A 15,441-nucleotide genomic window follows, 5' to 3' on the forward strand; every position below is an offset into this window, starting at 1 on the left:
CGCGAAAATGGCCAACGATTTTCGGTAAAGTGGCGCGTATCATAGCAAAGTCCACCTTTATTGAACACCAATCAGCCCTATTCGCGTGATTGACTAGACCTATCAAGTCTGATCAATCTGCCTGGCGCCGCAGAAATGCCGGAATGTCCAGGTAGTCCAGATCTTCTGGTGCCTGACTCAAACGTGCGGCTGCCGCGTTGCTGCCCTGTCCACCCGTGTTACGCATAACCGTCGGACGATCCAGATCACGGTAGTTAGGCGCGGTACTTTCCTGTGGCTGACGAGCCGCAGGTGCCGGGGCGCTCGTGTTATCGACAACTTTCACGGGCTTGTCCATCCGCGCGCCCAGGCCTGTGGCGACAACAGTCACGCGCAGCTCGTCACGCAGCTCTGGATCGATAACGGTACCCACCACCACTGTAGCAGTCTCGGAGGCAAACTCTTCAACGGTGCTACCGACTTCGGAAAATTCACCCAGGGACAGATCTGGTCCAGCTGTGATATTCACCAGAATACCCCTTGCGCCCATCAGGTTCACGTCTTCCAGCAACGGACTGCGAATTGCCGCCTCTGCTGCTTCACGTGCACGATTCGGACCACTGGCGTGGCCAGTACCCATCATCGCCATGCCCATTTCGCTCATTACGGTTTTCACGTCGGCAAAGTCGACGTTGATCATACCCGGACGCATGATGAGGTCAGCAATGCCCTGAACGGCGCCAAGCAGCACGTCGTTGGCCTTGCTGAACGCGGCAAGCAGGCTGGCGTCTTTGCCCAGCACGGTCAGTAGTTTCTCGTTGGGAATGGTGATCAGCGAATCCACATGCTCGCTCAGTTCACGGATGCCCTCTTCGGCGATCTGCATGCGCTTGCGGCCTTCGAACGGGAACGGCTTGGTGACGACTGCGACTGTGAGGATACCCATTTCACGAGCCACTTCGGCAACGATTGGCGCCGCACCTGTACCTGTACCACCACCCATGCCGGCGGTGATAAACACCATGTCTGCGCCACGCAGCACTTCAGCGATGCGTTCGCGGTCTTCCATCGCCGCTTCACGGCCGATCAGCGGATTGGCGCCAGCCCCAAGACCCTTGGTCACATTCGGGCCCAACTGCAGGATGGTGCGGGCGCTGACGTTCTTCAGTGCCTGTGCATCGGTGTTGGCACAGATGAACTCGACGCCCTCGACGTTGTTGACAACCATGTGCTGCAGGGCGTTACCACCGCCGCCACCGACACCAACAACCTTGATTACTGCGTTTTGCGGAACGTTATCAATTAATTCAAACATGGTTCCATCTCCTCGAGTACTAACTCGTTTCGTTTTCGTTTCGTTTACTGCATTGCTCGCTTGCGCGAGCGCCAGACCGCTTTTGTGCGGCTCTTAAAAATTGCCCTTGAACCATCGCTTGACACGTACCAGCGCTGATTCCTTGCTCGTTTCCGAACTGCTTGCAGCCGCGGCGTTATGCCGGTTGCCGTAGTGCAACAGCCCTACACTGGTGGCATAGATGGGGTTGCGCACCACATCCGTCAGCCCCTTGAATTCCTGTGGTACGCCCAGGCGTACCGGCATGTGGAAAATCTCTTCGGCCAGCTCCACAGCACCTTCCATCTTCGATGTACCACCGGTCAGCACGATGCCGGCCGGAATCATGTCTTCGAAGCCGGAGCGTCGCAGCTCGGCCTGAATCAGCGTGAACAGCTCGTCATACCGCGGCTCGACCACTTCGGCCAGGGCCTGACGGGACAGATCGCGCGGGGGACGCTCGCCCACGCTGGGCACCTTGATGGTTTCTTCCGGGCCGGCCAGTTTGGCCAGCGCACAGGCGTAGCGGATCTTGATTTCCTCTGCGTACTGGGTCGGGGTACGCAACGCCATGGCGATGTCGTTGGTAACCTGATCTCCGGCAATCGGAATTACGGCCGTGTGGCGAATCGCGCCTTCGGTGAAGATCGCGATATCCGTGGTGCCGCCACCGATATCAACCATGCACACGCCCAGTTCCTTCTCATCATCGGTCAGCACTGCGTAGCTGGAGGCCAGTTGCTCGAGAATCACATCTTCGACTTCCAGCCCACAGCGGCGGATGCATTTTTCAATGTTCTGCACGGCATTCAGTGCGCAGGTCACCAGATGCACCTTGGCTTCCAAGCGCACGCCGGACATGCCCAGCGGCTCGCGCACACCTTCCTGGTTATCGATCACATATTCCTGGGGCAGGATGTGCAACACCTTCTGGTCAGCGGGAATGGCCACCGCCTGGCCTGCGTCGAGCACCCGCTCAATGTCTGCCTGTGCCACTTCACGATCACGAATTGCCACAATGCCGTGGGAATTGAGACTACGAATGTGATTACCGGCAATCCCGGCAAATACCGAGTGAATTTCGCAGCCGGCCATCAACTCCGCTTCCTCGATTGCCCGCTGAATTGATTGCACAGTGGATTCGATATTGACCACCACCCCTTTCTTCAGGCCGCGCGAGGGGTGCGAGCCGATACCCACGATCTCCAGAGTGCCGTCCACACCGATCTCACCGACCAGCGCGACCACCTTGGAGGTCCCGATATCAAGCCCGACAATCATTCTGCTACCCTGCTTGCTCGCCATAAGATCCTGTCACTCTTTGATTAATTGCTGCGCGACCGGCTCGCGCCAGGCCACTGCCATCGCATTGTTGTAGCGCAGGTCAACCCGCGCTATCTGTGGTCTGTATTCGGCCAGCATGAGCTGATCGATGGTCAAAAAACGTTGCACCTTGTCCACCAGAGCATCACGACCCAGAAGCACCTGGATGCCATCCTGGGTGGTCAGAAACCAGCTGCCCCGCTCACGCAGTTCGAGCTTCGCAACACCCTGGCCATAAGGCCGTAGCAGCCGATTGAACTGCTGGTAGTACTGCATGACGCGCTGCTTGGCCCGCTGTGGGCCATCCAGCTGCGGCAGCTCCGCAAACTGGCTGATATCTTGCGGGGTGAAAGCCTTGCCCGCGTTGTTCAGCAGAGCGGCATCACCCCAGCGAGCGACTGGCAACTGCTCATCCAGATGGATGATCAGCTGACTGGGCCATACCCGCGTTACCGCAGCACTGGCGACCCAGGGCATCTCCGCCAGATCACCGCGCATTGCATTCAGATCAATGCCCAGAAAACTCTCGTTCAGGTACGGCTGAATAACGGCCTGCACCGCTACCGGATCGATGTACTGCAATTCGCCCTGCACGCTGATCAATTCAATCGGCTGGTCCGCCAGCGGCAGAATGCGGCTGCCAAGCTCGTACAGCCCCACTCCCAGACCGATCAGTAACAGCGGCCAGATCACCTGCTTGATCCGCGTCAAAGCGCCGTCAAACGATGGCCGGCTCAGTGACAGCTTCGGCCAGCTGCGCGCAGCGACCGGAGCCACACGCACGGCGCCCTGGCCCGGCGCTACACGCCGACTCCGGGTTTTGCCTGCCCGCGGGTCTCTGACCATCTGCCGCAACATACCGTTCCCTCAGTAGCGGGCACTGGCGAGAATCGCCAGCACCAGCTCGGTAAATGACATGCCCGCTGCAGCTGCAGCCATGGGCACCAGACTGTGATCGGTCATGCCGGGCACAGTGTTGACTTCCAGCAGGTAGAACTGACCTGCTTCATCCTGCATCACATCCACTCGGCCCCAACCCCGGCAACCTACGGCGTTGAATGCCTCTAGACACAGCTCGCCCAGCTCGGCTTCGCGCTCCGGTGACAGCCCGCATGGGCATATATACTGTGTGTCATTGGTCAGATATTTGGCTTCGTAGTCGTAGAAGGTGTGCGGCGTGCGCAGGCGTATTGCCGGCAGCGCGCGACCGTCAAGAATGGCTACGGTGAACTCGGCGCCGGTAATCCACTTTTCCACCAACGCCACGTCGTCATACTGGCGTGCTGACTGCCAGGCGAGCTCCAGCCCGTCCACATCCTGGACCTTGGCCATGCCAATACTGGAACCTTCATGGATCGGCTTGACGATCAGCGGCGTACCCAGGGTCGAGACTATTTCGCCACAGTCAGCCTGATCGCGCAGGACCGCATAGGCAGGGGTGGTGAGTCCCAGGCTCTGCCAGATCAACTTGGTACGCAGCTTATCCATACCCAGCGCGGACGCCATTACGCCGCTTCCGGTATATGGCAGCTGCAAACTCTCAAGCAGACCCTGCAGGCTGCCGTCTTCGCCACCACGACCATGCAGGGCAATAAACACACGATCCGGGCGATCTGCGATCAATTGGTTGGCCAGATCCTGCCCCGCATCAATGCCATAGGCATCCACACCCGCCGACTGAAGCGCGGCGAGCACGGCGGCGCCGGATTTAAGCGATACGGCGCGTTCAGCAGAACGACCGCCATAGAGCACTGCCACTCGCCCAAAATCTGTGACGTTGCTCATGCCTGGCCCTCCACATCACGGACGGCCAATTTCTGCAGGCCATCTACCAGTTGAGACGCCAACCCACCGATATCACCTGCGCCCTGAGTCAGCAGGATATCGCCGGGCTTGAGTACGGCTTCAACAAGCGGGAAGACATCTGCATCGCGCTCGACATAGATGGGATCCAGCTGCCCGCGCTGACGGATGCTGCGGCACAGATTGCGGCTATCCGCACCGGGAATGGCCTCTTCACCGGCGGGATAGACCTCCATCAGCAGCAGTGCATTGTTTTCGCCCAGCACCTGCACAAAGTCTTCGTACAGATCCCGGGTACGGGTAAAGCGGTGCGGTTGATAGATCATAACCAGACGGCGTTCCGGCCAGCCGGCGCGAACAGCCTTGATGACTGCCGCGACCTCACGAGGGTGATGGCCGTAGTCGTCAACCACCATGACCTCGCCGTCGGCAAAGGGGTATTCGCCATACACCTGGAAGCGCCGGCCAACGCCCTCGAAACCCCTGAGGCCCTGGATGATCGCCGCATCGTCAATACCCTCATCAGTGGCTACCGCAATGGTCGCCAGTGAGTTCAGTACGTTGTGCACGCCGGGCATATTGACCGACACATCCAGATTCTCATGGCCGTGACGCACCACGGTGAAATGGGTCTGCATCCCATGCTGATGAATATCTATGGCGCGGATGTCGGCGTCTTCGGACTGCCCGTAGGTGACTACCTGGCGGTTGATCTGCGGCATGATCTCGCGCACCACCGGATCATCAATACATACCACTGCCAGACCGTAGAAAGGCAGGTTGTGGAGAAACTCGACGAAGGTCCGCTTGAGCTTGTTGAAATCCCCGCCATAGGTATCCATATGGTCGGAATCGATGTTGGTGACAATCGACGTCATCGGCTGCAGGTGCAGGAAAGACGCATCGCTTTCGTCGGCTTCAGCTACCAGGTAACGACTTTCACCCAGCTGCGCGTTGGTACCAGCGCTGGTCAGACGGCCACCAATGACAAATGTCGGACTCAGACCTGCCGCCGCCAGGACCGATGCAATCAGGCTAGTGGTGGTGGTCTTGCCGTGGGTACCGGCAACGGCTATGCCGTGGCGGTAGCGCATCAGTTCGGCCAGCATTTCGGCGCGGGGCACGACAGGAATCCGTCTCTCCATCGCCGCAGCAACTTCCGGGTTGCTGGTATTGATGGCGCTGGATACCACCAGCACATCAGCTTTTTGCACATTTTCCGGGCGATGACCAATATCCACCCGGGCACCAAAGCTCTCCAGGCGGTCGGTGACGGCAGAGCGCTTGAGGTCCGAGCCGGACACTTCATAACCCAGGTTCAGCAGTACTTCGGCAATACCGCACATACCGGCGCCGCCGATCCCGACAAAATGGATACGACGGATCCTGCGCATCTCCGGCAGAAAGAATGTGGCCTTCTGGCGTGGTTCAGCCATGGATCACCTCCTGACAGGCGCGGACAACATCCGCAGTCGCGTTGGGTGTGGCCTGGCGGCGGGCATTATCGGCCATCGCTTGCAAAGTCTCCGGCTGGGTAAAAAGGGAATTGAGCTGCTCAGCCAGTGATTCACTGCTGAGGCTGTGTTGCGGCAACAGCAGCGCTGCCTGCTGGCTTGCCAGAAAATGCGCGTTGGCACTCTGGTGGTCGTCAATGGCATGGGGCAACGGAATCAGCAATGCGGGGCGGCCAGCTGCAGCCAGCTCGCTGATGGTCAAGGCGCCAGCCCGGCAAACCACCAGATCGGCCCAGGCGTAAGCTGCGGCCATGTCAGCGATGAAGGGCTCTACGCGCGCATTCACACCCGCCTGTGCATACCCTTGCGTGGTCAGTTCCACGTGCTGGCGTCCGCACTGGTGCCACACGTCCGGTCTGGCAGCTTCACCCAGCAGTGCCACCGCCGGTGGCAGTAGTTTGTTCAGCGGCAATGCACCCAGGCTGCCACCGAGAATCAGCAGCCGCGGCTGGCGATCGGCCTGCCAGTTCATGGGAGCCACCTGAAATATCTCTTCACGCACCGGGTTACCGGTTGTCAGCCGCTTGGGCGTATCGGCAAAGCTGCCAGGGAAGCCTTCACAATGGCGTTTGGCCAGGCGGCTGAGCAATCTATTGGAGGTACCCACCACGGCATTTTGCTCATGGATCACCAGCGGGATGCGCTTGCACCAGCCAGCCAGCCCACCCGGGCCGGTTACGTAGCCGCCAGCACCCAGCACGCACACCGGGTCGAGCACTGCCAGCAGACGCAGCGACTGGAACAGTGCGCGCATTAGCTGGAACGGCGCCTTGAGCAAGCCCAGACGGCCCTTGCCACGCAGGCCCTGGACATCAATGTAGTGAATCGGAATACCAGCCGCGGGTATCAACTCGGCCTCGATGCCCCGACGGGTACCCAGCCAGTGCACTTCATAGCCCTGCTCGGCAAACAGGCGTGCGCAGGCCAGAGCTGGAAAAACGTGGCCACCGGTACCGCCGGCCATGATCAGCACGCGATCACTCATCGGCCACCTCCCGCAGCGCCTGGCGGCGCTCCCAGTCGATACGCAGCAATATGCCCAGGCTGATGCAACAGACCACAAGCGAGCTGCCACCGTAACTGAGGAACGGCAGGGTCAGACCCTTGGTGGGCAGCAGACCGACGTTCACACCCACGTTGATCAATATCTGGCCTATCCACATGATGGCCAGACCGTAAGCCAGGTAGGCCGCAAACAGCCGGCCGGCGCGCTCGGCCCAGAGACCGATATACAGGCTGCGCACGGCCAGAAAAACCAGCAGCCCAAATGCCGAAAGTGCGCCGACCAGGCCCAACTCCTCGGCCAGAACCGCGAAAACGAAGTCGGTATGCGCCTCGGGCAGATAGAACTGCTTTTGAATGCTGTTGCCCAGACCGATGCCCAGCCACTCGCCACGGCCGAACGCGATCAGCGCCTGGGTAAGCTGATAACCGGTACCAAAGGGATCTTCCCAGGGATTCAGGAAACCGGTCAGGCGCTGCAGCCGGTAGGGCTCGATGACGATCAGCAGCCCACCAAGAATCGCAATCGAACCGAACAGAAGGATGAATCGGAACAGGCCTACACCGCCAAGAAACAGCATGCCCACGGCTGCGCCCATCAGAACGACTGTGGCACCAAAGTCCGGCTCGGCGATCAACAACAGAGCCATCGGGAAGAGCACCATGAACGGCTTGATAAAACCGAACCAGCCTTCCTTCACCTCTTCCTGCCTGTGCACCAGATAGCCGGCAAGAAACACTACGGCGAAGAGCTTGGCAAGCTCCGAGGGCTGAATATTGATAGGCCCTACGGCGATCCAGCGCCAGCTGCCGTTAACCTCGCGGCCGATGCCGGGGATCAGTACGGCCACCAGCAGAGCGATACCAATGAACAGCAAGGGAAACCGGAACTGTTCCCACAGGCGGATTGGCACCGAAATCACAAAGACCAGTGCAGCGAATCCGATAAGCACGTAAATCAGCTGCCTGATCATATAGAACAGGGGATTACCCAACTGACCCGCAGCCACTTCCATGGAAGCAGAAGAAACCATGACCAGTCCAAGCCCCAAAAGGCAGAGGGCGGCCACCAGCAACGGCATGTCCATATCGAAACGGCGGGGCCCTAACAGGGGCGCGGCTGACTCCTTGAGGGTAGCGATACCGATCATTGCGGCAACCTCCCTACAGCCTCGGCAAATAGCCGACCACGTTCTTCAAAGTTGCGAAACATATCCAGACTGGCGCAGGCAGGCGACAGCAACACGATATCACCCATCTGCGCGGCTTCGGCTGCTGCCTGTACAGCCTCTTCCAGGGTGTTGACGCGGACCAGCCGGGTGCAACCGTCCAGGGCGTCTGCCAGTAAGGGCGCATCCCGACCTAACAGCACCACCGCCCGGCAATGCTCGCGAACCGCCTTGCTGAGCGGAGCAAAATCAGCACCCTTGCCGTCTCCGCCGGCAATCAGTACCAGTTTGCCGCTGCAATCGGCAGCAAAACCCTTTATCGCTGCCAGGGCGGCGCCCACGTTGGTTGCCTTGGAATCGTCGTAATAATCCACGCCCGAGAGCTCGGCGACCCACTGGCAGCGATGTGGCAAACCGGTGAATTCACGCAGCGTCTGCAGCATGGCGTCCATGGGCAACCCAACAGCATGCCCCAGAGCCAGAGCAGCCAGCGCATTGGCATGATTGTGCGCGCCACGCATTCTGAGTTCTGAGATTGCGATCAGCGGCTTGAATTCAAATGCCAGATACTGCTCGCCCTCTTCCTTGATCAGCCCGAAGCCTTTGAAGTCCGGCCGCGACAAGCCAAAGGTCCAGCAGGGTAGCTGTTCGTTGAGCAACGGCCGAGACAGACTGTCGTCCCGGTTCACCACCACCTGACGCGCACCACGAAAGATCCGATGTTTGGCCTGATGATAGGCAACCATGCCGGGGTAACGGTCCATGTGGTCGGCGCTCATGTTCAGAACCGTAGCCACTTCAGCGTTCAGGTTGTCGGTTGTTTCCAGCTGAAAACTCGACAACTCCAACACATACAGCTCAGCCTTCTCATCCAGCAGGTCCAATGCCGGCGTTCCCAGATTGCCGCCCACGGCCACCCGCTTGCCGGCTGCCGCTGCCATGTCGCCCACCAGCGTTGTGACAGTGCTCTTGGCGTTGGAGCCAGTGATGGCAATGACTGGCGCCTTTGCCTCACGGGCAAACAGCTCCACATCGCCAACAAGGTTGACTCCAGCAGCTTTGGCCGCCTGCAAGGCCGGTTCAGCCAGCGCGATACCTGGGCTGACAATCAGCTCCGAGGCACGATTGAGGATAGCCGGGTCCAGTTCGCCCAGGTACAGATCAGCCATCGGCGCAAAACGCTTGAGCTGATCCAGACCCGGCGCATTCTCGCGTGTATCCACCACAGCAAATGACAGGCCGCGGCCAGCCAAATAGCGCGCAACCGACAGCCCGGTCTTCCCGAGGCCGACGATGATCCGCTGCTTGTCCGTGGTAATCAGTGACACAACACTTTCCTCAACGCAGTTTCAATGTGGACAGACCGACCAGCACCAGTACGACGGTGATGATCCAGAACCGCACTATTACCCGCGGCTCGGGCCAGCCCTTCAATTCAAAATGATGGTGAATTGGCGCCATGCGAAATACGCGGCGACCGGTGAGCTTGAACGAGGCAACCTGGACGATGACCGACAGGGTTTCCACGACAAAGATACCGCCCATGATGAACAGCACGATCTCCTGCCGAACGATCACCGCAATGACTCCAAGCGCAGCGCCCAGCGCCAGCGCACCCACATCGCCCATGAACACCTGAGCGGGATAGGTGTTGAACCAGAGAAACCCCAGCCCGGCCCCAACCAATGCGCCGCAGAATACGATCAGCTCGCCTGCGCCTGGCACATAGGGAATCAACAGATACTCGGCAAAGCGCACGTTGCCGGAAAGATAGGCAAAGATACCCAGCGCGCCACCGACCATGACCGTTGGCAGAATCGCCAAACCATCCAGACCGTCGGTCAGGTTGACGGCGTTACTCGAGCCGACGATCACGAAGTAGGTCAATACAACAAAGAAGATCCCGAGCTGAAATTCGACCTGCTTGAAAAACGGCAGAATCAACGTGGTCTCTACCGGGTTGGTCGCGGTCATGAAGAGTACGATTGCTGCGGTCAGACCAAACACCGACTGCCAGAAATACTTCCAGCGCGATGGCAGGCCTTTGGAGTTCTTTTCCACTACCTTGCGGTAATCATCCACCCAGCCAACTGCACCGAAGGAGAAGGTCACTCCCAGCACAACCCACACGTACAGGTTGCTCAAATCAGCCCAGAGCAACGTGCTGATGCCGATCGCGACCAGAATCAGCGCGCCGCCCATGGTCGGTGTACCCGCCTTGGATAAATGCGATTGGGGCCCATCGTTGCGCACAGACTGTCCAATCTGACGAAAACTCAGCGTGCGGATCATCCATGGACCCAGGAACAGGGCCAGACCCAGGGCCGTGAGAACGCCCAGAATACCGCGCAGGGTCAGGTACTGAAACACCGCAAAACCGGTGTAGAACTGCTGCAGATATTGAGTCAGAAGCAACAACATATCAGTTGGCCTTGTCGTTATTGTTGTCAGTACCGCCGGACGCACCAGTGGTAGTCAGGGCTGCAACCACGCTTTCCATGGCCGCACTACGCGAACCCTTTACCAGTACTCGGGTATTGGCATCGAGCTGCGCTGCAAGTGCCGCCACCAGCTCTTCCCGGGTGCCAAACAGATGACCGCCAGCGCCGAACTCCTCAGTTGCAAGTGCAGACAGGCTGCCGACCGCAAACAAGGCATCAAGCCCCTTTTCCCGGGCATAGATACCCACATCGCGATGACTCTGTTGTTCCCATTCGCCCAGTTCCCCCATATCACCTAGTACCAGAATGCGGCGACCATCGAGGCTGGCAAGGATGTCGATTGCGGCTTTGACCGATGCGGGGTTGGCGTTGTAACTGTCATCAATCACCAAAGCACCATTGCGTCCGGCAAGCGGATTGGCCCGACCGGCAACCGGCAGCACCCTACCCAGGCCGCGGCGAATCACTTCAAGCTCGGTTTCCAGATGCAACGCGGCGCCAGCTGCTGCGAGCGCATTGGCAATATTGTGAGCGCCCAGCAAGTTCAACTGGACGGTGATCGAACCCTTGGGCGTGACCAGCAGGAAACCGGGGCAGCCACGCTCGTCCAGCTCCACCGACTCGGCGCGCAATTGTGCGGTCGGATTGGTGAGACTGAAGGCCAGCGACGTACGGCGGCCCAGGGACTGGTACCAGTCTTCGAACCAGGGGCTGTCCAGATTGATGACAGCCTTGCCGTCGGCAGGCAGGCCCGTGAGTATCTCGCCCTTGGCCAGGGCAATTTTCTCCGGGCTGCCGAAGCGCCCGACGTGGGCCATCCCGGCATTGGTCAGAACGCTGATCTGCGGCTTTGCCAGGTTCATGCTGTATTCGATATCGCCCTGTACTGCTGCACCCATCTCGATCACCGCAAACTCATGCGTTGATTCAAGCGCAAGCAGCGTCAGGGGCACACCCAGCTCGTTATTCAGGTTGCCACGGGTAGCCAGTACGGGACCGCGCTCGCGGAGTATGGCAGCGAGCATTTCCTTTACGCTGGTCTTCCCGCTTGAGCCGGTGATGGCAATCACCGGTGCAGAAAAGGCGTTGCGCGCCAGAGCCGCAAGTTGGCCAAGCGCATACCGACAGTCATGCACCAGCAGTTGGGGCAATGGATCGTCTACCGCATAAGCGACCATTGCAGCGGCGGCGCCATTCTCACGGGCCTGGGTCACAAAGTCATGGCCATCGACGTGATCACCAGCCAGCGCAACAAACAAACCACCAGGGGCTACGGCACGCGCGTCAATAGTGACACTGTCGAAGGTTGCATCCTGGCCGACCAGGCTGCTGCCAAGGGGTTTCAGCAGCTGAGAGAGACGCATGGCTTCAAGCACGGGCTGCCTCCCATTCCTGCAGGGCTTTGGTAGCCTGTTCGATATCGCTGAAAGGGTGACGCACGCCGTCAATCTCCTGATAGGTTTCGTGGCCCTTGCCGGCCAGGAGAATCAAATCTCCAGCCTGGGCTTGCAGAATGCTGTTGCGGATGGCGGCGCTGCGGTCAGCAATCACAATGGCCGAGTCAGGGCGCTGCATACCGGCGAGTATCTGCTGGATAATGTTATGCGAGGATTCGGTGCGAGGGTTGTCATCGGTAACGATCAGATGATCAGCGTGACGTTCGACCACCTCGCCCATCAAAGGCCGCTTACCGTTATCTCGATCCCCGCCGCAACCAAACACACAGGTCAAGGTTCCCTGGGCGTGGGCGCGGACCGCAGCAAGCGCCTTTTCCAGGGCATCGGGCGTATGGGCATAATCAATAACAATCAGCGGCCGATTACCGCCGCCCAGGCGCTGCATGCGACCGGCAGGGGGCGCCAGCTCGGCGGCCAACGCAGTCGCCCGATCAAGTCGCACCTCGAGAGCCAGTAGTGTCGCAATCACCGCCAGCAGATTCGCCAGATTGAACTCGCCCAACAGCGGGCTCTGCAGCGTTGAATGGCGTCGCGTGGTGTGCAGCGCAGCGCGGATGCCCTCGCTGGTGTACTCAATATCGCTGCAATACAGGTCCGCATCAGCGTTTTTCAGGCTGTAGGTAAAGCAACGCGAGGGGCTGCGCTCGATCAGCTCCAGACCGAAGGGATCATCGAGGTTGATGATCGCAGCCTGTAAAGGACGGTCGAACAGTTTGGCCTTGGCTGCGCCGTAACTCGCCATGTCGCCGTGGTAATCCAGATGATCACGGCTGAGATTGGTAAATACGGCCAAGTCAAATTCCAGATCCGCGACACGCCCCTGATCCAGCGCATGGGAAGACACCTCCATGCATACCCAGCCGGCACCCTGATCCCGCATCTGCGCGAGCTGACGCTGCACGCTGATGGCATCCGGCGTGGTCATGCCGTGATCGACGAGCTGGTCCAGCAGACCACTGCCCAGGGTGCCGATTACGCCGCAGGGCTTGCCCAGCGCGCTCAGCGCCTGGGCCAGCATCTGACTGACGCTGGTCTTGCCGTTGGTTCCGGTAATACCGACCAGACCCAAATCCCGGCTGGGTTCCTGGTAAAAGCGCCCGGCAATAGCTGAAATCTCAACGGCCAGACCGCTCACCGGCACCATCAGCGTATGGCCGTTATCATTCAGCACGGGTTCAGGTTTGAAGCCATCGGCGCTTTCATAGGCAACCGCGCTCGCGCCAGCCTTCACAGCCTGTGCAATATGGTCTCGGCCATCCTGACGCGAGCCCGGCACCGCAATAAAGAGGCTCCCGGGTCGTACCTGGCGACTGTCCAGGGTCAGGTGCTCAATGCTGCAGGAATGGCCCTGCCATTCAGGAAGTAACTGCTGGAGAGTCATCATCCGCGCGAACCCTCCTCGACCTGAAGGGGCGGCAATTCGACCTGCTGCAGTGCCGGCAGGTCATCGGGCGTCACATTCAGAAGACGCAACGCGCCGGACATGATTTCAGCAAACACGGGCGCCGCCACCAGGCCACCGTAATATTCGCCCTTGCTTGGCTCATCTATCACTACCACTGCGGCGAAGCGTGGATTACTAATTGGAGCGATACCGGCAAATACCGACCGATAACGATCTTCGGCGTAGCCGCCATTCTCAGTCTTGTGCACGGTGCCGGTCTTGCCACCTACCTGATAACCGGGCACCCGAGCCCGTGAGCCGGTGCCGCCCTCACCATCTACCGTGCCGCGCAGCATGGTCAGCAACTGTCTGCTGACATCCTCGGGTATCACCTGTTCACCCTGGGGCAGCTCATTGACCTTGAGCAATGAGAGCGGTAGACGCTTGCCGCCATTGGCCAGGGTTGCGTAGGCCTGAGCCAACTGCGTTGCAGTAACCGACAGACCGTAGCCGTAGGACAGTGTGGCCGTCTCGATCTGCGGCCATTTGCGATGATTAGGCATATGGCCGGTACTTTCGCCGGGAAAGCCAAGCCCGGTGTACTCGCCCAAGCCAAGATCCTGCAGCAGCGTGAAAATCTGCTCCGCACCAATATCCAGGGCGATCTTGACCACGCCGACGTTGCTCGACTTCATGATCACGCCGGACAGATCGAGCATGCCGTAATTGCGAAAATCCCTGACAGTCAGGGTCGAGACACGCATGGTACCTGGACGGGTATCCATCACCGTGGTTGGCTGATAACGGCCGCTCATCAGGCCAGCAGCAACGGTAAAGGTCTTGATCGGCGAGCCCGGCTCGAAAACATCAATCAATGCGCGGTTGCGCATCATGTCCGGCTTCAGGTTGGAGCGGTTGTTCGGGTTGTAGCTCGGGTGGTTGGCCATGGCGAGAACCTCGCCGGTACGAATATCAACCAGCACAGCGGAGCCGGCCTTGGCACCAAAATTCTTCAGGGCTTCACGCAGCTCGCGGTGGGCGATGTATTGCAGGCGCAGGTCGATGGACATGGCCAGGTCATTGCCCGGCCGGGCATTGCTGACCACCTGCACATCCTTGATCAGACGGCCACGGCGATCCTGCAGTACCTGACGCTTGCCGGGCACACCCTGCAACCAATCGTTGTACGTGAGCTCGAGACCTTCCTGACCGGCTTCATCCACATTGGTAAAACCGACCAGATGCGCGGCAACCTCACCGGTGGGATAGAAGCGGCGGTATTCCTCGATACTGTGGACACCCGGAACCTTGAGTCCTGTCACCGCTTCACCGTCCTGGGGCGTCATGTGCCGGCGCAGGTAGATGAACTCCTTTCCGGCGTTTGCCCGCAACCGTTCGGCAAACGTCTTGGGATCAGTGCCCAGTGATTTGGCCAGCTCATCCCAGCGAGACTCATGGTTGATCAGGATGCTCGGGTTGGCCCACAGGGTCAGGACCGGCGTGCTGACTGCCAGGGGCTCGCCATGCCGATCGGTCACCAGGCCACGGTGGGCGGGTATGACTGTATGACGCATGCTGCGCTTGTCACCCTGGTTTTTCAGGAAGCCGCCGTCCATTACCTGCAGTTCGACAATCCGCCAACTGATCAAGGCACTGCATACCGCGAGCACGCCGATCACCACGCGAAAGCGCCACGGATGCAGGCTACCGTTGGGCTTGAGCGCAATCATGGTTTCACCAGTATCACTTCACTGGCTTCCGGCACGCGCATTTTCAGCTCGTTGGTGGCCAGTGCTTCGACACGGCTGTGGGCCGTCCAGGTACTTTGCTCGAGTATCAACCGGCCCCATTCGGCCTGGGCATTCTCACGCTGGTCCATCTCGGCGGCCAATTCGTTCAGTAACACGCGGCTCCAGTGCGAGCTGTAGGACACGGCGAGAGCGCTGATTACCACCAGCACCCAGACAATGAACAGCCAGCCACTGCTACGCGGCAGCCCCTTCTGCTCCCGGGTCTCCAGTGAAAGCTCGGCCTGA

The 15,441-nt window shown here is 59.5% G+C and carries 13 protein-coding genes; all 13 read right to left on the minus strand.

Translation table 11 applies throughout. From position 1 onward, the window contains the following. Positions 1-112 precede the first annotated feature (112 nt). The 13 genes from ftsZ to ftsL all read right to left on the minus strand — a co-directional run bounded on the left by ftsZ (position 113) and on the right by ftsL (position 15,425). On the minus strand, positions 113-1,294 hold the full coding sequence (ftsZ, locus tag FZF01_RS15130) for a cell division protein FtsZ (protein ID WP_150278138.1): 1,182 nt from the start codon (positions 1,292-1,294) through the stop codon (positions 113-115). Between the two features lie 93 nt (positions 1,295-1,387). Next, on the minus strand, positions 1,388-2,617 hold the full coding sequence (gene ftsA, locus FZF01_RS15135) for a cell division protein FtsA (protein WP_150278137.1): 1,230 nt from the start codon (positions 2,615-2,617) through the stop codon (positions 1,388-1,390). 9 nt (positions 2,618-2,626) lie between these two features. Next, positions 2,627-3,493, minus strand: a complete 867-nt coding sequence (locus tag FZF01_RS15140) for a cell division protein FtsQ/DivIB (protein WP_150278136.1) — start codon at positions 3,491-3,493, stop codon at positions 2,627-2,629. A gap of 9 nt (positions 3,494-3,502) precedes the next feature. Continuing rightward, positions 3,503-4,420: a D-alanine--D-alanine ligase gene (locus FZF01_RS15145; RefSeq protein WP_150278135.1), complete on the minus strand. Its 918-nt coding sequence runs from the start codon at positions 4,418-4,420 to the stop codon at positions 3,503-3,505. After that, a complete protein-coding gene (murC, locus tag FZF01_RS15150) occupies positions 4,417-5,832 on the minus strand; it encodes a UDP-N-acetylmuramate--L-alanine ligase (RefSeq protein WP_223825481.1) in 1,416 nt (471 codons plus the stop codon). The genes FZF01_RS15145 and murC overlap by 4 nt, the downstream gene beginning before the upstream one ends. 34 nt (positions 5,833-5,866) lie before the next feature. Beyond that, on the minus strand, positions 5,867-6,937 hold the full coding sequence (murG, locus tag FZF01_RS15155) for an undecaprenyldiphospho-muramoylpentapeptide beta-N-acetylglucosaminyltransferase (protein ID WP_150278133.1): 1,071 nt from the start codon (positions 6,935-6,937) through the stop codon (positions 5,867-5,869). Beyond that, a complete protein-coding gene (gene ftsW, locus FZF01_RS15160) occupies positions 6,930-8,105 on the minus strand; it encodes a putative lipid II flippase FtsW (protein ID WP_150278132.1) in 1,176 nt (391 codons plus the stop codon). Before ftsW ends, murG begins: the two co-directional genes overlap by 8 nt. Next, entirely contained in the window at positions 8,102-9,451 is a 1,350-nt protein-coding gene (murD, locus tag FZF01_RS15165) for a UDP-N-acetylmuramoyl-L-alanine--D-glutamate ligase (protein ID WP_150278131.1), read from the minus strand. The genes ftsW and murD overlap by 4 nt, the downstream gene beginning before the upstream one ends. Before the next feature lie 10 nt (positions 9,452-9,461). Beyond that, complete coding sequence (mraY, locus tag FZF01_RS15170; protein WP_150278130.1) at positions 9,462-10,544, minus strand: phospho-N-acetylmuramoyl-pentapeptide-transferase; 1,083 nt, start codon at positions 10,542-10,544, stop codon at positions 9,462-9,464. 1 nt (position 10,545) lies between these two features. Beyond that, a complete protein-coding gene (locus FZF01_RS15175; RefSeq protein ID WP_150278129.1) occupies positions 10,546-11,940 on the minus strand; it encodes a UDP-N-acetylmuramoyl-tripeptide--D-alanyl-D-alanine ligase in 1,395 nt (464 codons plus the stop codon). Further along, complete coding sequence (locus FZF01_RS15180) at positions 11,933-13,405, minus strand: UDP-N-acetylmuramoyl-L-alanyl-D-glutamate--2,6-diaminopimelate ligase (RefSeq protein ID WP_150278128.1); 1,473 nt, start codon at positions 13,403-13,405, stop codon at positions 11,933-11,935. The genes FZF01_RS15175 and FZF01_RS15180 overlap by 8 nt, the downstream gene beginning before the upstream one ends. After that, complete coding sequence (locus FZF01_RS15185; RefSeq protein ID WP_150278127.1) at positions 13,402-15,135, minus strand: peptidoglycan D,D-transpeptidase FtsI family protein; 1,734 nt, start codon at positions 15,133-15,135, stop codon at positions 13,402-13,404. The genes FZF01_RS15180 and FZF01_RS15185 overlap by 4 nt, the downstream gene beginning before the upstream one ends. Continuing rightward, complete coding sequence (ftsL, locus tag FZF01_RS15190) at positions 15,132-15,425, minus strand: cell division protein FtsL (RefSeq protein ID WP_150278209.1); 294 nt, start codon at positions 15,423-15,425, stop codon at positions 15,132-15,134. Before ftsL ends, FZF01_RS15185 begins: the two co-directional genes overlap by 4 nt. Between the last annotated feature and the right edge of the window lie 16 nt (positions 15,426-15,441).

It is taken from the genome of Halopseudomonas salina, from assembly GCF_008641105.1.